Here is a 20,788-nt window from a genome sequence, read left to right as displayed (position 1 = left end):
TGGGTGATTTCACCATGGGCTAATATATAGATGCTTTAACAGTAACTTATTGCTTAAGGTGGCGTGTGCAAATCAATAAACCCCGCGAGCTACTTCGGCTGAGAATTGCGCTGATCATTGGTGCTCTACTTGTGCTTGCCTTTATGGCTGCTGACTTGATGCTATTACCAAGCAGCATGTACGAGCTGTACATATTCGATCGCTTACTTCTTCAATTCCCTATTATACTCGTCGTTGTTGTACTCTCCTTCTGGCGCAGGTTCATTCAGCATCGAGCCTACATTTTCGCAGGGTTACTTATTGCGCTTTCTTACAGCAACTACTGGTTAATATGGGTTTGCTGGGAAGAGCACAGCTTCATTTTCCCCTACGAGGGCACCATTTTATATGCTTTCTTCTGTGTGTTTGCGCTGGGCATTGCCTTTAAATTAGCGCTAGCAGCCAACGTCATCAACATTCTGGGTTTTTTGGGGTTAATGTGGGTTGCGCCGGTTTATGGTGACAGAGTTCCAATTTCAATGGCATTTGTATCTGGGTCTTTGTTTATTTGTGTCTATGCCCGTTATCGGTTAGATCGCAGCGTACGCATGTTAAAAGAAACCAATGACAGGCTACTTAAACTTAGCAAATTTGACCCCTTATCTGATTTATTGAATCGGCGTGCGTTACGAGAGCAGAGTGAAAAACTGTTGGCGTTGAGTAAGCGTCATAAAGTGTCGATGGCCGTGATGATGCTCGACTTAGACGACTTTAAAAAATATAACGACTGTTTTGGTCATCAGCAGGGGGATGAAGCCATAAAAATACAAGCCCGCATTATGAAGCAGGTCTTTAAGCGAGAGACAGACATATTAGGTCGGTACGGTGGGGAAGAGTTTATTGTTGTATTGAGCGACATTCAGAAAGAACAAGTTGAGAAGCACTGTGATGCACTTTTGAATAAGTGGACAGAAGCAGCACTAGAACATGCACAAGATGCAAAGCATCCTTTAATGAGTTGTTCCATTGGTGTGGTGTTTGCCAAGTCGGCCGAGAACATGTCTATTGATTGCCTTATTGACGAAGCAGATAAAGCACTTTACGAAGCAAAAGAAAAAGGTAAAGCCCAGTTTGTATTAAATCAGGCGCAGTGCTTAGAATAACACTGCGCTTTTTCACGATTGGCTTACAGCTTCACAATCATCTTGCCGGTGTTCTTGCCTTCAAACAACATATTTAGGCCCTTCTCGGCGTTCTCTAAGCCTTTCACAGTGTGTGCACGGTACTTGATTTTACCTTGTTGAACATAAGGTGAAAGCTTTTGCAGTAGTTGTGGAATTTCACCCCAGTGATCAGGCATAGCAAAACCGCGAATGTTAATTCGCTTTTTAATCAGGGGGATCCAGTTCGGGCCCGGTGACGGCTTTTCAGACTGGTAATCGGCAATCATTCCACATACCACAATTCGGCCATGGGCATTCATTCTGTTAAAAATGTGCTGCTGAATAGGACCGCCCGTATTTTCAAAGAAGACGTCTATTTTATTTGGTGTTAGTTCGGCTAACTTTTCTTCTAAATTGTCAGTTTTGTAGTTTATAGCGCCATCAAACCCAAGCTCGTTAACAATCCAATCGGCTTTGTCTTTGCTTCCTACTACGCCAATTACACGCAGCCCGTCTGCTTTAGCAAGCTGACCTACAATTGAGCCTACAGAACCTGCTGCACCCGTAACAATAAGTGTCTCACCTTCTTTGGGCTCGCCAAAATTATATAAACCTGTTGTGGCCGTTAGGCCTGGTAGTGCAAAAACACAAAGGGCCATTTCCTCAGTAATGCCAGGCTGAAGTTTGTTAAAACCAGAACCGTCGCTGAGCACATATTCACTCCAGCCAGTCATTCCCATAACTTTGTCGCCAACCGAAAAATTAGGGTTGTTAGACTCAACCACTTCGCCCACACCGCTTGAGCGCATTACATCGCCAAGCTCCACAGGTGGAATATAGCTCTCTCTGTCTTCACTCATCCAACCTAACATCGCAGGGTCTAAAGACATGTGAGTTTGCTTTATCAAAATTTGACCGTCTTTAGGCGTGGGAATTTCGAGCTCTTTGCTTTCAAATAAATGTGGCCCAATTTTTCTGTCATGGGGGCGATTAACGAGTGTAATTGCTTTGTATGTTGACATGGTGTCCTCCTGTTACAAGCACAAATGGTCGACGTCTTATCGAATGTAAAAGCGCGTCGCTAAACACGGTTGCATCTGCGCTGTTTAAAATAGGGTGGGGGTTATAGACATAAACACAACCTATAATTCAGCCTGTTTATAAATTTGAGTGAAACCTTTTTGCATTTCCAATAGGTGTTAGTGATAGTTAATTAAAATGGCGTTAACAATATTGAGATCTTTCGTTAACGCTGTTTTATCAAATTTGCTTATAAATGCGTCGAAGTTGTAGCTATAATTGTAAAAAATGCGATAAAAGTGCGTAAATGGCGTTTACTTGCATTGAACAAAAGTACTCAGATCCGTAGAATGCCCGATGCAATTTTCCCCTTTTACAATGAGTATCTTATGAAGCAACAGTTTTCTTTACGTGCCTCAGTTTGCTTAGCGCTTGCTACCTTAGCCTCTTCTTCTGCGCTGGCAGCTGGTTTCCAAGTTAATGAACACAGTGCAAACGGTCTAGGCCGTGCCATGGCTGGTCAAGCGGCTAAGCCAGAGAATGCCTCCATTTTAGCAACTAACCCTGCAGCGATTGGTGTATTTAAAGAAGCTGAGTTCAGTGCATCAGTAAGCTTTATCGATCCGAACGTAGATATCGATGGTGATGTTAGCTATGCGTTAGGCGAAGCCCCAGTTGGCCAACCTATGCCAGCAGCAGAAGACAACATTGCAGATACTGCTTTTGTTCCAGGATTCTTTTATGTAAGCCCAATTAATGAAAAGCTATCTGCTGGTGTAGGTGTATTCACAACCTACGGTCTTCGTTCAGATTACTCTGATGATTTTGGTGCGCTGCATTTTGCTGACACAGCTGAAGTAAAAACGGTAACCCTAAACCCTGCTGTATCTTATAAAGTGAATAAGCAGCTTATGGTAGGTTTTGGTTTAAACATCACTTACGCTGAAGCTGAAATTGGTTCTGGCGTATCAAACACGCTAGCGGGCACTGTTGCAGGCCTAGCGCCAACAGCAGAAGCGTTAGGTATTACATTACCTACGCTTACTCCTGGCAATTCACTGTTTAGCATGGAAGGTGACGATTGGGGCTATGGTTGGAACGCCGGTATTTTCTGGCAACCAACGGATATGACTAATGTTGCGCTTTCATACCGTGCAGAAACGAAACTAGAACTAGAAGGCGCGGTATCTTCAGAGACGCCAGTGTTTCCTATCAACTTAAACCAGCCTGGTAGTCTAGATTTGAACCTTGCTGCGATTACAGAGCTAGCGATTGATCAAAAAATTGACAATCAGTGGTCTGTACAAGCAAGTGTTACTTTCACTGACTGGAGTACGTTTGAGAAGCTTGAAGCTAACCTAGAAGACGGCATCGATTTCCTAATTAAAGAAGAGAATTTCGACGACTCATGGCGTGCAGCGCTTGGTGTAACTTACATCCTAAACGATGAAATTACCCTTCGTGCTGGCTATGCTTATGATGACGGTGTGGTATCGGTAGAAAACCGCTCACTAAGTATCCCAGATACCGACCGTCATTGGTTCTCTGGTGGTATGACTTACACGGTTAGCGAAGATACATCAATAGACGTGGCTTACGTATTCATAGATGGCCGTGAAGCGAATATCGACAAAGATAGAACGATTCTAAGCAATGTTCTTCCTGGTACTGACTTTACCACTAACTTCTCAGGCACACAGTCAGCTACTGCGCACATTCTAAGTGTTCAAATGAACACTCGCTTCTAATTTCAAAGAAGCCAAGTTAAATAAGAAAGGCAGCGTATTTACGCTGCCTTTTTGGTAATGACCTATGCACACTGGTATAACGTCGCATTTTTTATGTGCGATGGGGTTCTTGTGCGCTGTTTAACGACTAAATTTGCGCAAATAAATCTTGAAGACATGTAATTGCTGCGCCGATTTTTGCAGGCATTAGCTCCCTTTTCGGTGTAACCGCATAAACCGTATAATCTGGTAACTCCCAGTCAGTGAAGAGCTGCTTCATTTCACCAGACTTTAATAGATGTCTCACTTCTGGTTCGGGAAGAACCGCATAGCCAACACTATCTTGAGTAAGTTTAATCAATGTCTGCATTGAGTTGACATCAATGCGTTGTGTATCCAATTCATACTCGCCTTCGCTTTCGTGCTTCATGACGTATTCTTCAATATGTCTGTGAGCAATGTATGTATGCGCGTTAAGCGCTTCAGGCGAAGTCAGAGTTTCGTTTGCAAGTGGATGGTCTGCAGAGACACATAAAATGCGCTTCCAGGTCGCGAGTACCAAACTGCTGAAATTTGTATCTGAGACTGGGGCGAAGCAAAGAACAAGATCGGCACTGGAAGCGATAATGTCTTTAGGCTCGTCAGTTACGGTTAAAGAAATAGTTATTTTAGGAAATTCTTCACAAAGCTTTTTCAGTGGCTCGCTTAACAGTCCTCCGCCAAAACCCTCCGGCGCGATGATGTTTATTTTACCTGTGGGATCATCCTGCAGACTTTCAATTTTTTGCTGGGCACGTTCTGCGGTTTGTAGCATTTGCTTACTGGTTTCGTAATAGATGCGCCCTGCTTCCGTTAGGCTCAAACTTCGGGTATTTCGGTTAAAAAGGCTAAGGCCGATATCGTGTTCTAGCTTTCTTAACTGCTGACTAATAGCAGAGACAGTCATGTGCAGCTCTCTCGCAGCTACACTCATGCTACCGCTATCGGTTACTGCAACAAAAACCTGAAGAGAGCGAAGTAATTTAGTATTCATGGCGCTTAGTTAATCCTTTTTATTGGCCGCAGTATTTTGACTGTTCATTTGTAGCAAATTAACGACGGAAATAGTCGAATTCTACCGTATTTTAACGTTGATGAACGCTTTTGAAGCAGGTCTTTACGCAATGCTTACATTGGAAAGTTATGCATTCTCTTCGCATTTGTAGCTAAAAGTAATTTTGGAGCTCGCCTTGTTTTAAAGATGTTTTCTTTATGTTTTTAAATGGTAAATTATTGAAATCCAGCGTTTCTTTGCCCGATTAAAGTGCTAGTTTAACTATTCACTAACTATGCAGCTGAGAATCGCGAATGAAACAGTTTACTTTGATGATTATTGTTCTGCTCTCCACCTCGTGGATGGGCGGTTGTACTTCTACTAAAACGTCCGATGGCGCTTCATACGGGCCCGCCGCGTTCTCACAGCCTGCGTTTACTGCTGTTACCGTAGCCTACGCACCCGAAATGCAGGGTATCCTTAATCGTATTGAGCAAGATCCCAATGCATCCATTCACACAACCACAACCATCAAAGGCGTTACGTATCGCATAGGTACCTATCACGACGAGCCAATATTAATATTCGCTACTGGAATGAGCATTGCAAACGCTGCTATGACTATGCAGATGGCGTTGGATTACTTTCCGGTTAAGCAAGTGGTTTACATGGGGATTGCGGGAGCGGTTAACCCAAAATGGCAACCGGGTGACGTCATTGTTCCGGCGCGTTGGTACTACCATGATGAGAGTGTGTACACCAATGAAGATCCGAATGCTCCGGGGGAATACATACTGCCTGAATATTATGCAAAGTTCATTGAAGAGCAAGATGAACGCCGCGCTAAAGATCCTCACACACCAAAATATAAGCCCTTTCACTTCATTCATCCTGACGAAGTGCTTATTGTGAAAGAGGGGATGGATAAACCACAAGATACCGCCTATTTCAGCGCGACACCGCGTCTTTTAACTGCGGCGAAACAAGCTATGAGCACTATGCCAACGCAGCGCGTGCTTGGTGAGCGGGATGCCGAGCTCTTTGTAGGCGGAAATGGTATTACCGGGTCTGTCTTTATGGATAACCGCGAGTATCGAAAGTGGACAAGAGACGTGTTCAATGCCGAAGTAACTGAGATGGAGTCAGCCGCAATAGGTCAAGTATGTACCGTTAACGACGTTGACTGGATTATTGTTCGAGCTATTAGTGATTTGGCTGGCGGTCAAGAAGGCGTTAACGTAGAGAACAAGTACGACGATGAAGTGTCGCGAATTGGCGCTAACGTTCTGTTTTCTGTATTAGATACACTCGCTGAGGACGAGTAGTAGATAGTATGGCAAACATTGAGGCAACGTTGCTTCTTTGCATATGAATGTTAGTTTCAAAACTAAGCCAATCGCGACAGCCTAAAAATAAGTAGGCGGATAGAGAAGGTAAACATTGCGCTCTATCCGCCTTTTTGGTGTGTCGCTGATGGGATCAATTGAACGCCAGCGAGTAAGCCGTTGTCGATACGTGGCTAACGAATGGTTCTGACCATATTTATGGTATTTGTCGCAAGTTTTACTTCAACCAGAAAAACAATGAGCGCACTGATTAGAAACATCATAGCCAGTATGAACAATACGATGACTGGTGTTTTTAAATCGACAACCCATAGCGACCCAGAAAACAGCGCCATAATGACGGTACACACCATTAGTCCAGCGGCGACACACAGCCCAATCGCCCAGTTAATCACTTTTACCCTGCGCCATAGCACCTTAATTTCTTTCTTTGAGCGATCGACAATATGCGGGTCTGAAAGGGTATGAATCTGTCTTTCTGCCACCCTCACCCTGTCTGATATTCGGCCCAGCCGAGACGACATAACATTGAGGAAGCCCGCAATACCGGTAAGTAAAAATACGGGGGCAACAGCGAATTCGATAAGCTGTGAAAGACTAGGAATAAGTGTGTCCAATGGTTCCTCCAGCGAACAAAGTTTGGTGTTTTTACTTCAGGCAAAGAGTGGTTAACCCATTGCTGCAATCTACTAACGTACTGCCAGTCTATATGCGTTAGATACACGTAAATTAGAAATAGTGTATAAAACTAAGACTTGTGTTGTGACAGTAAAGTCTGCGAACTGCAAAGTCTACGCCAACGCTTAAATCAGAGATATGACGTAATTGTCAAAATGCCGCAACAGTTTAGCGAGTTTTAACCCATTCTTGCCTAAATTAACGATACACTAGCATCAGTTGCTAAAAAAACATTTTGTCATCATAAGGATAGATAATGCGCTTTGCCCCAAGCTTTCCTCTGTCGTTGCTAGCTGTGTCTCTGCTATCGCATGCAGCCATCGCTCAACAAACCAATGAAATAGAAAGAATTGAGACCACGTCTTCTCGTATACAGGGAAATATGAATGCTTCCGGTTATGCAGTGTCGTCTATTTCAGAAGAAACGCTTTCGCTGCTTTCATTTCAACATATCCAAGAGTCGCTGAATTACATTGCGGGTGCCGGCGTACAGCGGGGCAATGGGCAAGAGTATTTACCTGCCCTTCGTTCGCCAGTGTTAACCGGCGCTGGCGCGTGCGGCGGAATTTTAGCAGCAGAAGACGGTATTGCGTTGCGCGCAGCAGGTTTTTGCAATATTAATGAGCTGTTTGAAGCACACGGTGAAATTGCACAGCGTATTGACGTGATAAAAGGCCCTGCGTCAGCGCTTTATGGCTCTAATGCGATACATGGTGTGATTAATGTGATTACCCCTGACACAACCCAAGGCGACGGAGAGCTTAGCGTTGATTACGGGTCTTATGGGTTTCATCGCGTAAAGCTTAAAGAAGGGAAAGACTTTGGTCACAGTGGCGTGGGTATCGCCGCCAGTGTTACCAGAGATACAGGATATCGAAATGAAGAGGGCGTTGACCAAGAGAAAGTCTCGCTTCGCCACAGGCTAGAGTGGGACAGCACGGTTATCACGAGCGGCCTTACCTATACCCATCTGGACCAAGAAACTGCCGGCTACATCGAAGGGTTTGAAAGCTACAAAAATACACAAATAGCCAAAAGCAACCCAAACCCCGAAGCGTTTCGAAAAGCAGAAAGTTTTAGGCTATGGAGCAAGTTCGATACAAGCTTTAGCGGTGGTCATGCACTGTCGATTACACCTTACTTACGCAACCAGGACATGCGTTTTAGAATGCATTTTCTTCCAGGCAAACCCCTTGAAACGAATGCCCAAAAAGGCGTTGGTGTGCTGTCTCAGTTCAATTACGTCATTAATGACAGCCTAAGTGCAGATATAGGATTAGACGTAGAATACACAGAAGGTGAATTAACCCAGTCACAAGACAGCGCCACAGAAGGGTCTGCCTTTTTGGTTGAAACCATACCTGTAGGAAAGCACTATGATTATGATGTAGATGCCACGCTACTTGCGCCTTTCTTTACCTTCAATTGGCAAGCTGAGCGTTGGGCTATTTCTGTCGGCGGGCGCTTTGAGTCTATGCAATACGACTACACCAACAATATGAATGTTGGTCGTGTTCGCGAGGATGGCACGCAGTGCGGTTTTGGCGGCTGCAGATATTCCAGACCAGCAGACAGCGAAAATGATTTTGATAACTTTAGTCCGAAGCTTTCACTTCGTTATCAACTTAACCCTCAAACCCAGTTATTTGGCGGCATCGCAAGAGGCTATCGCGCGCCTCAGGCAACAGAGCTGTATCGTTTGCAGCGTGCGAAAACTGTTACTGATCTTGACTCGGTAACGGCCGATAATATCGAGATGGGCGTTACAGGAACACTATTTGACGGCAGCTATACGCTTAGCCTTTACAGCCTACAAAAAGATAATGTGATTTACCGCGACAGCGACTTTTTCAACGTAAGCAACGGCGAAACGTGGCATAGAGGCGTAGAGCTTACTTTTGACCAACCGTTAAGCGATATACTGCGCTTAGATTTTGCTGGTACATACGCAAGGCATACCTACGAGCACAGTCAGCTCTCAGGTGAACAAGACATTAAAGGTAATGATATTGATACTGCGCCAAAGCTTCAGTTTAACGCTCGTTTAAGCTTTGAGATGTCGAGCAAAGTACAAACGCAGCTAGAGTGGCAGCATGTTTCGAGCTATTTCACCGACGCTGAAAATCTCAACGAGTACGAGGGGCATGACTTGGTACATGCGCGCGTACGCTACAGCGTGAACGAAGACGTCACATTGTATGCGCGGGTTAACAATGTATTTGATACGGACTACGCTGAACGCGCTGATTTTACTAGCTTCACAGGACCTCGCTACTTTCCTGGGCGGCCTCGAAACTTCATGATAACGGCATCGTTCACGTTATAGCTTCAAATAAGCAGCCATAATAGATAATTATTAATCTTGAAAATACAGACTATTGCCGTGATTTGCTTGTACCCCAGCGGCATCAGGCGTAGTCTGTAGGCATCAGCATGGGTCTCAGTCACGCCATGTATAGCGCTTGGAAAGGTCAGGCGACATACGTGGAATGATTGTTAATAGGTATACCCATGCAAAAAATAGTAATTGTTGGTGGCGGTGCTGGTGGTCTTGAATTAGCCAGTCGCTTAAGCCGCACCCTCGGGAGAAAGAAACAAGCCGAAATTACCCTCGTCGACCGCAGTCGAACCCATATCTGGAAGCCGCTATTACACGAAGTGGCCGCCGGTGTAATTGATAAGCATTCAGACGGTGTGGACTACGCCATCCACGCTGCAGCTCACCACTACCGCTTTCAATTAGGTGAAATGTGCTCGCTTAACGCGCAAGCGCAAACCATAACCTTGTCGCCTTTAATCGATGAAGAAGGGACTCAGGTTTTACCTGAACGCGAGATTCATTATGACCAGTTAGTGCTGGCGGTTGGCAGCGTGAGTAACGACTTTGGCACACCTGGCGTTGCTGAGCATTGCTACTTTCTTGACTCGTTAAAGCAAGCTGAACGTTTTCACAGAGCGCTTCTTAATCAGCTAATCCGCATCAATCAGCAAGAAGATAAAGACGCCAGAATTGATGTCGCTATTGTCGGGGCAGGAGCAACAGGTACTGAGCTAGCCGCTCAACTTCACCATGTGGCGAATTTGTCCAAGGCGTACGGAATGCCAGACATGTCAGCTTCTCGTCTTAAGATTACGATCGTAGAAGCGGGAGAGCGTATATTGCCTGCGCTACCTGAGCGTATAGCAAACTCTGCAAGAAAAGCGCTGCATAAGTTGGGCGTAGACATTAAAGAGCAAACCATGGTGGCAGAAGCCGACGCGAAAGGGCTGATCACAAAAGACGGTGGTCGGATTGACGCTGATTTAATGGTGTGGGCTGCGGGGGTGAAAGCACCGGACTTCATAACAAAGCTTGCGCTTTTTGAAACGAACAGAGCCAATCAAATTCTTGTTGATAAGCAGCTTCGCAGTTCATCTCATAAGAATATTTGGGTGCTAGGCGATTGCTGCGGTTTCCAGCAGGAAAATGGGAAGTGGGTGCCGCCTCGAGCGCAGTCTGCCCACCAAATGGCGGATATTGTTGCGCATAATATAACGTCGTTATTTAATCAAAAAGACACGAAAGATTTTACTTACAAGGACTATGGATCCTTGGTTCACTTAAGTAAATACAGCACTGTTGGAAGCTTAATGGGCTCACTGTCAAACAGCAGTATGTTCATTGAAGGGCGTCTAGCTAAGTTGGTTTACGTTTCTTTGTATAATATGCACCAGTTTGCAGTACACGGAAAAATTAAAGGTGCTCTAAAGCTCCTTGTGAAGAAGTTAAGTCAGGCCATCAGCCCTAAGCTGAAGCTTCACTAACCACATGTAAAAAAAGCCCCATGTTTGGGGCTTTCTTAAATCATAAATTTAGTTCGCTGGGACTAAATGTAAATAGCTATTGTTTCACGCCTTCAACGTGAAGCTCTAATTCTACCGTCTGCGATGCTGGGCCTAAATCATAGTCGATGCCATAATCTTTAAGTGCAATCGTCGTTGTGCCCATAAAGCCTGCACGATAGCCGCCCCATGGGTCTTTGCCTTCGCCAATCTTTTTGGCTTCAATTGTAATAGGCTTTGTCACACCATGAAGCGTGAAGTCACCCATTACATCCATCATGCCATTGCCTTTATCGACAATTTTTGTGCTGACAAACTTCGCCTCTGGAAAGTCGTCAACGTTTAAGAAATCGTCGCTCTTAAGGTGCTTGTCACGCTCTGCGTGGTTTGAGTCGATACTGTCGGTATCGATAGTCACCATAATTTTTGCTGCACTAGGTGCTGCGTCGTCGTAACTAAAAGTACCTTTAAAATCGTTGAAGCGACCAGTAAGCCACGAGTAGCCCAAGTGTTGAATTTTAAAGTTGATAGACGCGTGGGCGCCTTTGCTATCAATCACATAATCTGCGGCGTTAGCGGTGCTTAAAGACAGCGCAGCGGCCAAGGCAAGTGTTAACTTCTTCATCATTTCTCCTTTTTCCTCAATATCATCGAAGCCGTAACATCTGCTTCAGTGTGTCATCGTTACTAATAAAGTGGTGTTTCAGCGCAGCCAGCGCGTGAATGATCGCCAATACAATCACTGACCACGCAATATAAAAATGGGCCTCTCCTGCAATGTCTTCTTGATTTTCAAAGAACTCGCCCATTGCAGGTACAGAAAACCAATTAAATACGTCGATGCTTCTTCCATCGGCCGTTGAAATTAAGTAGCCGCTCGCGAATAGCATGATAATCAAGGTGTACAAAAGCACATGACCTATGCGACTTAACCTTTTTTCTAACGGGGTGCCATGTGACGGCGGCCGTGAAGTAACAACGCGCGTGACTAAGCGAATAACAGTGATGGCAAGCAAAATTAATCCAACACTCTTGTGCCAATGCGGTGCCGTCTTATACCAGTCGCTGTAATATGTGAGGTCGACCATCCACAGCCCTGAAGCAAACATGCCGACAATGGCAATGGCAGATATCCAATGCAAAATAACTATAGGTCTGGACCATCTTGGTTTCATATCACTTCCGTTATTACTTACTTGCAATCAGGTTGTTTAGACCTTCAGTTAATGCGTTATCTCAAACGCTAAATGACCGCTGAAAAAACACCTCATGGATCAATTGAATCTAGTGTATTTCTAATTACGTTGGCTAAACATCACATTTAATGGGAGTGTTCGTTCTTGTTTTTAGAACGAATTCACAGCAAACAACCCACCAAACCTGAGTCGCGACACGATTAGTTTTCGAAGACGCGTCGTTTAATGGTCGATAAAATGCGCTAAACACCTCTATTAAACGCGCTAAATACTCTTATAGTTTAAATAGGCAGTAACAAAAGTGGCTGCTTTGCTTCAATGTTGTTTAGTTCAGTAGAGGTTGTACGCTTTGCGCGTTTCGTACGTTTTGTTGGCCGTTATTCTGCCAGCGTTATTTTCATCACTAGTATCCGTCTCCGTATTGGGAGAGGGAAGAAGTGTGCAAAATATTGCGGGGCAGTCGAACAGTGCAAATACGCTCTCAACCCTCATTAGCGAATGGGAAAGCTCCGCTTTTGAAGTATCTGACGACGACATTGATGATGGCATTTCGTTTGTCGACATCACCAGCGGCTTGGAAAAATACCGGTTTTCGGCTGGAAAAACGATTGATGCAAAAGCCTTTACTAGGCAGCGCGATAACATCATTCGAGGGCCACCTTCTTTCACTTAATCATTAAAAAACTGAATTTTTTATTTTTGATTAGGAGAAAGGTATGCACGCCTTAAATCTATATAAAACCGAAGCTATCGATACATTGGCATGGCCGGTTGTTGAAAACACTATTACTGTAAAATCATCTGCTATGGCGGTCTTCACTGACTTTAAGCAGCACTTACCACACGTTATTGATGCTCGAACTCCAGCGACGAAAATAGAGTCGATTATGCGTCAGTCTCATGTTCGTATGATGCTGGTGGTAAACAGTGAGAACCGTTTCATTGGTATTGTGACCAGTCACGATGTCGGTGAACAGCAAATCATTCAGCGTGTGAGCGAGCTTAAGATTAAGCGAGAAGAGCTCACTGTTCATGATTTCATGCGTCCTAAAACCTCGCTCATGTCGTTCGATTTCAGTGAGCTAATACGTTCATCAGTGGGGGACGTGATAGAAACACTCAAAGACTACGGGCAGCACCATTGCCTTGTCATGGACAGAGACAGCCATGAAATTCGTGGCGTAATCAGCGTGAGTGACATTGCTAGAGAGCTGCGTTTGCCGCTTGATATACAGGGCCGCCCTACGTTTGCTGAGCTGATCAACATTCTTGCCGCTTAATTTTCAATTTTCTCAATACTGAACCATACTTTGACTATGCGTTGTTTCAAAACAACACGTAGTCAAAGGCATATATCGCCTTAACGGTATTTGCTAGCTTAATATTTTATCGAAGTAGTTAGGTGGTTATATGCAGTATGCTCATGGCGAATTTATTATTACACGCTGTGGTGATGCGGTGCTAACGCAAGCTTATGGGCCGTGGAACAGAGAGTGTGTAAATAGCTTTGCCAGTGAGTATCGCACGCTTTCCGAGTGCTTACATGGGAAAGCTTGGTGCGATATTGTTAGTGTTGTTGGCGAATCACTACTCATTCCTGATGCTGAAGCGCTGCTTCACGAACGTGTGGCTTCGGTAAATCCCATAGGGCTCACTCATGTGGCATTAGTGATGGGAGAGTCAAGCGTTCGAGCAACCACGCAGGCGCAACTTAAACGCGTGTATCGCGATACCAATATTGATTATATTTTTGTGGATTCCATAGAAGATGCTGTTGATTGGTTGTCTTCAAAAGGATTTTCCGTCGATAAAGATGGCATCGATTTGCATCGTGAGAAAGTAGCAATGAAGCTGTAGATAAAACTTGGTACGCATTTCGCAACGTTTCATAACATCTGTATAACATTGTTCGATGAAACGAGGCGATATTATGAATAGATCACTATTTCCTACCAGCGTTGTTACGAAAGCCTTCACTTGGGCATACCAGGAACTCGGTTTAAATATCAAGCAAGCTTCTGAAATATTGGGTATTTCTCCATCTTCTTTGGCGCAGACTACGCTACTTGGGTTTGAGAGTGGCACATCAGAGTACAGAAAGCAGCTCGCTTTTATTCGTATGTATCATTTACTCATTTCATTGTCAGATGGGGACAGTGAGCAAATGAAGGCGTGGTTTAGCAGTTACAATATAACGCTGGGCGCGACCCCTTTTGAAATGTGCAAAGCGTATGACGGCATTGAGAGAGTCGCCGATCAGCTTCGCAAACTGAAGCAGTTGACTTATGGTCGAGAGCGCACACTCGCCGTTGTTGAGTTTTCTCATAAAGAGCACGTTGAAAAGGCAGGTGCAAGGCTTCACTAAGCCATTTACTTAAGCGCTTTCGTCAATCGATATTATAAAGTCTGCGCACGCTTGCACCTGAGTAACTGGGATCATGTGGCCAGCGCCAGAAATAATTTTGTGTACCGCACTTCCTATTGCCTTTGTTACCGCGGTGATGTGCTCATCGGGCCTCAAGATAGTATCTTTTTCACCATACAATACCCCAACAGGGCATTGAATATCTTCATAACGAGTTTGCTGACGGTGCAGACTGCCCTGCGCAGATACTGTATCTCTGCTACCTTCATAAAAGCTTCGAGAGTGAAGCGCTAACAAACCACCGCCTTCAGTTGAAAAGGACGGGGGGACAGGTTCGGGGTGAAAAATTTGTGCGACTTGTTTTCTACCTAACTTTGCACGCAGTGGACTGGCAATGGTTTTTGCAACACTGCTGCGTACCCATTCATTGGGTATGTAAAGCACCGAAAGAGGCCCGGCACCACCTTTTAGTGGTGTAGTTAACGGGCATAGAAGCGAAACCGATTTTATTTTGTCAGGTGCATCGATTGCCATCCTCAGTGCAATTCCTCCTCCCATTGAATGCCCAGCGATGCTCGCACTACCTATTCCCTCTTTTTGCATCCACTCGAGTATCATTTTACTTTGCTGTTCGAAGCTAGCGGATGTGCTTTTGTAGCGGCTCGAAAATCCGCTGCCTGGACGATCAACGGTATAGACCGTGTAGCGGGAAGCGAGGGTTTTTGCTAATTCGCTAAAATTGTTACTATTGCCAAGTAACCCATGAATCAGCACAAGCGCCGGACCGTTTCCTTGCTTTTGCCAGTGAATAATTCCACCATCAACAGGCGTAAGTTTTCCTGATGGTGTGAATGAAGCTTCGATATTGCTGTCCATTTTGGCGGTAAACCAAATAAGCGCTACAAAGATACAAATAATGATGAGCAATGCGATGATCATGTTTTATGTCCAAAATAAGGATAAAAAACAACCTATCGGTTAACGCAAAAATGGTCAAGTAAGCAGTAGTGATAGTGACCTATAGATGTAGGGCCGCTAGTGCTGCAACGTTTACGTGGTTACGCCATGACGTATTAGGATTTGAGATGGAATTAATAATAACCCCTTCTATCGCGATAGATGAAAGCGAAGCTGAATTGCAAGCTATTCGAGCACAAGGTAGCGGTGGGCAGAATGTGAACAAAGTAAGTAGCGCCATACATTTACGCTTCGACATAAATGGATCATCGCTGCCTGAAAAGCTGAAAGAAAAGCTACTTCAGCTTAAAGATAGTCGCGTTACCAACGACGGTGTTTTTGTGCTTAAAGCGCAAAATTATCGAACGCAAGAACAAAACAGAGAAGATGCGCTAGCGCGACTTGTTGCGTGGATAAAGGCTGCGACAATTGAACAAAAACCGCGCATAAAAACAAAGGTGAGCCGTGCGGCAAAAGCACGTCGTGTAGATGTAAAAAAACAACAAGGTGCTAAAAAATCTATGCGTAAGAAAGTGGAATTTTAAACAAAACTAATCTAAAGTATAAAGCCTTATAGATGTCATTTCGCAAGACAACGGAAAATTCTTACAATAATAAATGAATGTGTCTTGTGCTTATGCTAATTATTGGAACTTAGGGAAGCATACAAAGTGACGCGTTCGAACGTTATTCCTATGGTGCTATTTGCAGCCATAGTGGTTTCGCTTGGGATTAATACACCGCAAGCCGCAAACGAGATTATTGCTCGTTTGTTCAACAAATCTATTTCTAATACTGAACTACAGCCTTCACAGGCTGATGTTGACCGTTTTCAGTCTATTTTAACTGACAAGTCTGAGAAAGAAGTACGAGCTATTTTAGCTCAGCGTGCACTTGGTAATAAAATTACCGAGTCTGTTCTTTCAGATTTTGCCGATAAAAATGCGATAGAGCCAAATGAAAGCGAAATTCAATCTGCGTATTCTGTAATAAAATTATGGACCGTTGATTTGGACAGCGATGGCGCCTATCAAGATGAAGAGCTAGAGCGTTACCGTTTCGCAATGGCGGAAGGCATGGCAAAAAGCTGGAAAGTATCGAAAGCCCTTTACGAAGCGTACGGCGGAGATGTGGTTTTTCAACAGGATAACCCGTTAACACCGGTAGGAGCTTATCAAAAACTGTTTGAACAGTATCGCGAAAAGGGGGAGTTTGTTATTTACGACCCTGCTTTCAAAGCTGCGTTTTGGAGTTCAGTTAAAATGAAATATGCCAAAACTTACGACCCAGATAATATAGATTTTTCACTTCCCTGGTGGGAAAAGAGCATGACTGCTTCAGAAAAATAGTTCGAAAAGCCCTGTTTTTACAGGGCTTTTTTAATTCTTTTAAAAAAATCAAACTCAGTGCGGAATAAAAACTTTTCTTCAATCGTTATCTCAGTGTCCTTTATGAAAAACGGAGATAAACGGATGAAAAAGTTAAATACTGCAATTGCACTGGCTTTAGGTATCGCGTCAACGTCTGTGTTGGCTCAAGAAACCACGTTCTCTGCTAACACATCAGCTAATGCGTCGACTTCTGCATCGCTTTCACTAACAAGCGGTGCAACTACACAGTCTGCAAATCGGGTTAATACACAGACTTCTGCCGAAGGCGAAGCATCTACGCAGAGCCAAATGTCCACCGAGAGCTCAGCCGATACCGGTGAACAATTATCCGCAAACCAAACAAGCAACGATCTATCTGCCGATCAGGGAGTGAGTCAAGTTTCTGCAACATCAGATATGGCGAACTCGATAACTTCGCCAGTGGCAGGCGCACTGACAAGTAGTGTGTCTGGGTCATTATCTGTACTGTCATCAGCGTCTGGAAATGCAGAACAAGTCGATGGAGCAGAAAGTGAAGCAGAAAGTACAGCGCAGGCAGCGCCAAGCTTGGCATTGAACCAAATCGGTTCACTAACAAACAATGGTGCGGAAAATACCCCAGGAGGTTCGCTAGCTGGCAGTGTAAGTGGTGCACTAAACAATACTGCAGAAACAGCAGCAGGCAGTACCTTATCGAACACGGCTGCAGGCACCATCGAAAGTGCGGTAAACGGCGGCGTAGCCAATACAGCAGCCAGCACCGTAGCAAGCTCAATGACCAGTTCTGTAACCGGAACGGTTGGCACCGCTGTCGAAGGAACAATTATTGACACGGTAGGAAATACGGTAGAAGGCACGGTAGAAAGCACGGTAGCAAGTACGGTGAATAGCTCTGTAGAAGGCGCAGTTTCAAATACAGTCGAGCAAACTGTGTCAGCAACAGTCGCAAATACGGTAGGAAATACGGTAGAAGGTACGGTAGAAGGCACGGTAGCAAACACGGTGGATAGCACCGTAGCAAGTACGGTAAATAATACCGTGGCGAGTTCGGTTGAAAGCGCCGTAACAAGCACTGTAAACGACAACGTAGCTTCAAGTATTTCAGGTGCGCTTGGCCTTTAATATAAAGGCCTAAACCACTAGGTGGGCGCAGAGCAACCTTGAGCTAGCACGTTAAATAGCCACCTTAAAGTCTGAGTGCGGCTTGTCCAAATAGAAAGGCAAGCCGCTATTTAAGGTCTAGGCTGCAGGTGCGAATACACTGCCTCGCTATCGTGCATTCCCTAAAGCGAGCACCTCAAGTCAAATCTCACGTCTCTCCTTAAAAACAGCAATCGCTAAGTTTCACTTTCTCTGTGGTAGGTAACAACAATGAATACGCAAATACTTCAACACTCATCAACAACAAACAACCTTATTCGTGGCGGCCGCAAATGCCTATCGCTGTCCGTGGCAGCTGTTTTACTCGGTAGTAGCGCTGCTTATGCGGGCTCTGACAGTCACTCGCACAATGATGAAGATGCGAATCATACAAACGCAAAACACCAAACGATTTCATTCTCAGGGTCTGGCTATTTAGGGTACCGCTCTGATAGCAATGTGAGCGTTAGCGAGCTCGATACGAATTCAGATGTGGCCGACGGCGCGGTACAGTCAGAAGCTCAGCTAAAGGTGCTGGTGAAGCCCACAGCGAAATGGGAAAATGTACTGTCGGTAAGTCAGGCGAATACCAACTATCAAACGCTAAGCGAGTTCGATCTTGGCCTTACCACACTGTCCGTTAGCACCAGCTATGCGTTTGACTTCGCCAAACTAGGAGCGCACTACTATCACGCTAGCGCTGAGCTAGACGGGCGTGACTTCCTCACCTATCAACAGTCTGGATTATCTGTCGGAAAATTGTTGGGGCAGCGCACTTACTTGCGTGTTAGTAGCGACCTAATCGATAAACAATTCGAGAACACGCCTGAAGGTGCGCCAATTCGAGATAGTGAAGCAGCTGCTGTGCGCAGTGACCTATTTTACTTCTTCGAAGGGGAAGACTTCTTCCAAATCGCACTTAAGTATCAAAATGAAAATGCCCAAAATAATGTGTTCGATTACACCGGTATCGGGATGGATCTAGCGTACACCTATCCTCTAGCGGTGTTTAGTAAACCCTTGAAGCTTACGGTTGCCTATCAATTAGATGTAAGAGATTACGCCTCAGAACAAGATGGAGGTATAGGCAGGGAAGACGACAGACACGTTGTTGAGATGAGTGCCGATTACGCCATTCACAACAATGTTGATATCAAACTGTCTACGCAATATGGAGACTTTGCTTCTAGTGTCGATGGCGCAAATTACCAAGAAACCATTGCTGAGTTAGGCATTAACGTTCATTTTTAGTGGGCGTTAATATAAGTTCTATAATGAACAGCACGCTTAATTTAAGGCAGCACACCAAAACCGAATACGCTGTCTCGTCCGGGAGCCCCTGCATCTAAAGCTAGCTGCTGAAGTTTCAACAAGGCAGCGTTCCTTTCTTGTTTTTCGCGCAAAAAGCATGCATACAAAGCGGTGGCGCGCGGTGAAGCCATAGAGGTTCCCGTTTGCCTGATCGTTTTTCCATTAGGATGTGCGGCATCTACCGACACGCCAAACGCAGCAAAATCAACGTATTCCCCTTGGTTTGCCCACCGGTAAATTACATTAGATTTATCAACGGCCGTAATGCCCAATGTTTCTGTATAAGCCGCGGGGTACAAGGGTAAAGAGGCTGGCCCCTCGTTGCCCACCGCAGCAATGATTTGAATACCGCTCTTATCCAATTGATTTATGACCCGCGCTAAAATAGGGTTGTCGGGACCTGCAAGGCTCATGTTTATGGCGTCTACCTGCTGTGATGCAAGATAGTTTAAACCTTCAATTAACGACATTAGCGTAGCGCCTTGGCTAACGCTATTACGCGAATAAAACACACTGGCGTTAAATACCTGGCTAGACTTAGGCAACGACGCCGCCAATAGGCTGGCTACTGCGGTACCGTGGTCTGACGAAAAGGCAACGTCAGTTTCGCTGCCCGCATTGCCATCTTGCTCCTGATTTCGATCTTGATTATGACCGACAATAAAAGACGCTTGCGTTAAATTAACGTGTGAGAGCAGTGGGTGATTGGACGCTACATGAGTATCAACCATTCCAATGCGCAGTGGGGTTGGACAGGTTTCCAGCTTTTCACTGCTTATCTCTTGAAAAGACCCGTTCGAAGTGGGCTTGGTCTGTGATAAATAAATATGATTTCGACCAATTTGAGACTGCAAATTATGGGGCAAACTGTTGCGAATAGACGACACATCATTCTCATCTCCTGTGACTTTAACTTTAAAAAGCCACTGAGAGAGCGCGGGCAAAAACTGAGCTTTTTGTATTTCAATATTGGCACCTTGAAAATGTACTTTGTCGGCTTCTTCCCCTAGGAATAGCCACTCCTTTTCGACAGCCAGAAAGCCACTTTCAACCGTTACTTCATTAACAACTACCTGGCCTGAAGTCGATAAAATAGTGGTTGCTGCAGGAGCGATAAATTGGGGGGCAGGAATGTCGCCTAGTACGCCCGACGCCACTGTTGATAAGTCTCTGGCGCCTTCGATAGATGATTGCGCTTTTCGTCTTGCTTCCTCGCGAATGGCGTTTAGGTCGGAGGAGGTTCGATCAATTATCGGACGCACAGGAGACACCACTTGATTCAATGTTCCTGCTAGTTGGGCTTGTGATGTTGGTGCCGCAATCAAACTCAAAATCGCCACAATGAGTGTGTACTTCATTTTACTACCTTTACGTTAACGTTGGGGCAGATCGGTGCCTAAAGAAGGAATGGCATAAATTGTGCCATAGCCTCTATTAGAAGCCTGTGGTCCATTGTGCACAAACGTTGTTCTAAATGTGCGCTAAAGGCGAACAGGCATTTACCACTACCTTACAGTGTAGTGACGATTAGACAGAAGAAAAATTCCAATGCGACCCTTTAGACTGTTAAACATTCGCCTTGTCTAGATGGCTCACAGACCGCTGCAATACAGTGCAGTAAAAAATAGGTCTTAGTACGTGGAATAAAAACAAAAGTGGCTCGTTAACAGACTAGAGATAA

General features: G+C 44.8%; 20 protein-coding genes. 13 read left to right on the top strand and 7 right to left on the bottom strand.

What is annotated here, in order from left to right:
* The first annotated feature begins 65 nt into the window (after positions 1-65).
* Entirely contained in the window at positions 66-1,142 is a 1,077-nt protein-coding gene (locus AC0J2X_RS11070) for a GGDEF domain-containing protein (protein ID WP_014951200.1), read from the top strand.
* 23 nt (positions 1,143-1,165) lie between these two features.
* Here the strand turns inward: AC0J2X_RS11070 and AC0J2X_RS11065 are convergent, their stop codons facing one another.
* Positions 1,166-2,164: an NADP-dependent oxidoreductase gene (locus AC0J2X_RS11065; RefSeq protein WP_014977722.1), complete on the bottom strand. Its 999-nt coding sequence runs from the start codon at positions 2,162-2,164 to the stop codon at positions 1,166-1,168.
* Positions 2,165-2,551: 387 nt separating this feature from the next.
* Here AC0J2X_RS11065 and AC0J2X_RS11060 point away from each other — a divergent pair, with 387 nt between their 5' ends.
* Positions 2,552-3,910: an OmpP1/FadL family transporter gene (locus AC0J2X_RS11060; protein WP_014951198.1), complete on the top strand. Its 1,359-nt coding sequence runs from the start codon at positions 2,552-2,554 to the stop codon at positions 3,908-3,910.
* Positions 3,911-4,037: 127 nt separating this feature from the next.
* Here AC0J2X_RS11060 and AC0J2X_RS11055 read toward each other — a convergent pair whose 3' ends face one another.
* On the bottom strand, positions 4,038-4,922 hold the full coding sequence (locus AC0J2X_RS11055; protein ID WP_014977721.1) for a LysR family transcriptional regulator: 885 nt from the start codon (positions 4,920-4,922) through the stop codon (positions 4,038-4,040).
* 314 nt (positions 4,923-5,236) lie between these two features.
* Between AC0J2X_RS11055 and AC0J2X_RS11050 the strand changes: the two genes are divergently transcribed.
* A complete protein-coding gene (locus AC0J2X_RS11050) occupies positions 5,237-6,247 on the top strand; it encodes a 5'-methylthioadenosine/S-adenosylhomocysteine nucleosidase family protein (protein WP_014951196.1) in 1,011 nt (336 codons plus the stop codon).
* A gap of 194 nt (positions 6,248-6,441) precedes the next feature.
* Here AC0J2X_RS11050 and AC0J2X_RS11045 read toward each other — a convergent pair whose 3' ends face one another.
* Positions 6,442-6,885 carry a DUF2721 domain-containing protein gene (locus AC0J2X_RS11045; protein ID WP_014951195.1) on the bottom strand — a complete coding sequence of 148 codons (444 nt, stop codon included), beginning with the start codon at positions 6,883-6,885 and terminating at the stop codon, positions 6,442-6,444.
* Positions 6,886-7,202: 317 nt separating this feature from the next.
* Here AC0J2X_RS11045 and AC0J2X_RS11040 point away from each other — a divergent pair, with 317 nt between their 5' ends.
* Together AC0J2X_RS11040 and AC0J2X_RS11035 are read left to right on the top strand one after the other, a co-directional pair.
* Positions 7,203-9,272 (top strand): TonB-dependent receptor, encoded by a 2,070-nt coding sequence (locus AC0J2X_RS11040; RefSeq protein WP_014977720.1) that lies wholly within the window; start codon positions 7,203-7,205, stop codon positions 9,270-9,272.
* Positions 9,273-9,457: 185 nt separating this feature from the next.
* A complete protein-coding gene (locus AC0J2X_RS11035; protein WP_014951193.1) occupies positions 9,458-10,750 on the top strand; it encodes an NAD(P)/FAD-dependent oxidoreductase in 1,293 nt (430 codons plus the stop codon).
* 76 nt (positions 10,751-10,826) lie between these two features.
* On the opposite strand, the gene AC0J2X_RS11030 is transcribed toward AC0J2X_RS11035, so the two are convergent.
* On the bottom strand, positions 10,827-11,393 hold the full coding sequence (locus AC0J2X_RS11030; protein ID WP_014951192.1) for a YceI family protein: 567 nt from the start codon (positions 11,391-11,393) through the stop codon (positions 10,827-10,829).
* Between the two features lie 22 nt (positions 11,394-11,415).
* Entirely contained in the window at positions 11,416-11,943 is a 528-nt protein-coding gene (locus tag AC0J2X_RS11025; protein WP_014977719.1) for a cytochrome b, read from the bottom strand.
* A 460-nt stretch (positions 11,944-12,403) separates the two neighbouring features.
* On the opposite strand from AC0J2X_RS11025, the gene AC0J2X_RS11020 reads away from it, so the two are divergent.
* The 4 genes from AC0J2X_RS11020 (at position 12,404) to AC0J2X_RS11005 (ending at position 14,329) form a co-directional block, all read left to right on the top strand.
* Positions 12,404-12,637 carry a hypothetical protein gene (locus AC0J2X_RS11020; RefSeq protein WP_014977718.1) on the top strand — a complete coding sequence of 78 codons (234 nt, stop codon included), beginning with the start codon at positions 12,404-12,406 and terminating at the stop codon, positions 12,635-12,637.
* Positions 12,638-12,680: 43 nt separating this feature from the next.
* Positions 12,681-13,244, top strand: a complete 564-nt coding sequence (locus AC0J2X_RS11015; protein ID WP_014951189.1) for a CBS domain-containing protein — start codon at positions 12,681-12,683, stop codon at positions 13,242-13,244.
* A gap of 130 nt (positions 13,245-13,374) precedes the next feature.
* Positions 13,375-13,821 carry a hypothetical protein gene (locus tag AC0J2X_RS11010; RefSeq protein ID WP_014951188.1) on the top strand — a complete coding sequence of 149 codons (447 nt, stop codon included), beginning with the start codon at positions 13,375-13,377 and terminating at the stop codon, positions 13,819-13,821.
* Positions 13,822-13,894: 73 nt separating this feature from the next.
* Positions 13,895-14,329 (top strand): hypothetical protein, encoded by a 435-nt coding sequence (locus AC0J2X_RS11005; protein WP_318483345.1) that lies wholly within the window; start codon positions 13,895-13,897, stop codon positions 14,327-14,329.
* A 9-nt stretch (positions 14,330-14,338) separates the two neighbouring features.
* Here the strand turns inward: AC0J2X_RS11005 and AC0J2X_RS11000 are convergent, their stop codons facing one another.
* Positions 14,339-15,268, bottom strand: a complete 930-nt coding sequence (locus tag AC0J2X_RS11000; RefSeq protein ID WP_283631061.1) for an alpha/beta fold hydrolase — start codon at positions 15,266-15,268, stop codon at positions 14,339-14,341.
* Between the two features lie 146 nt (positions 15,269-15,414).
* Between AC0J2X_RS11000 and arfB the strand changes: the two genes are divergently transcribed.
* From arfB to AC0J2X_RS10980, 4 genes are all read left to right on the top strand, one after another.
* Positions 15,415-15,831: an alternative ribosome rescue aminoacyl-tRNA hydrolase ArfB gene (gene arfB / locus AC0J2X_RS10995; protein WP_014951185.1), complete on the top strand. Its 417-nt coding sequence runs from the start codon at positions 15,415-15,417 to the stop codon at positions 15,829-15,831.
* Between the two features lie 126 nt (positions 15,832-15,957).
* Positions 15,958-16,635, top strand: coding sequence for a hypothetical protein (locus AC0J2X_RS10990; protein ID WP_014951184.1), 678 nt, complete (start codon positions 15,958-15,960; stop codon positions 16,633-16,635).
* Positions 16,636-16,758: 123 nt separating this feature from the next.
* Positions 16,759-17,778 carry a hypothetical protein gene (locus AC0J2X_RS10985; protein WP_472996045.1) on the top strand — a complete coding sequence of 340 codons (1,020 nt, stop codon included), beginning with the start codon at positions 16,759-16,761 and terminating at the stop codon, positions 17,776-17,778.
* A 249-nt stretch (positions 17,779-18,027) separates the two neighbouring features.
* Entirely contained in the window at positions 18,028-19,047 is a 1,020-nt protein-coding gene (locus AC0J2X_RS10980; protein WP_014951182.1) for an outer membrane beta-barrel protein, read from the top strand.
* 41 nt (positions 19,048-19,088) lie between these two features.
* Here AC0J2X_RS10980 and AC0J2X_RS10975 read toward each other — a convergent pair whose 3' ends face one another.
* Entirely contained in the window at positions 19,089-20,465 is a 1,377-nt protein-coding gene (locus AC0J2X_RS10975) for a S8 family serine peptidase (RefSeq protein ID WP_472996044.1), read from the bottom strand.
* Positions 20,466-20,788 lie beyond the last annotated feature (323 nt).

This window comes from Alteromonas sp. R7, from assembly GCF_055755235.1.
Note: the sequence above shows the minus strand (reverse complement) of the source record. Positions and strands in the feature narration are given on the sequence as shown.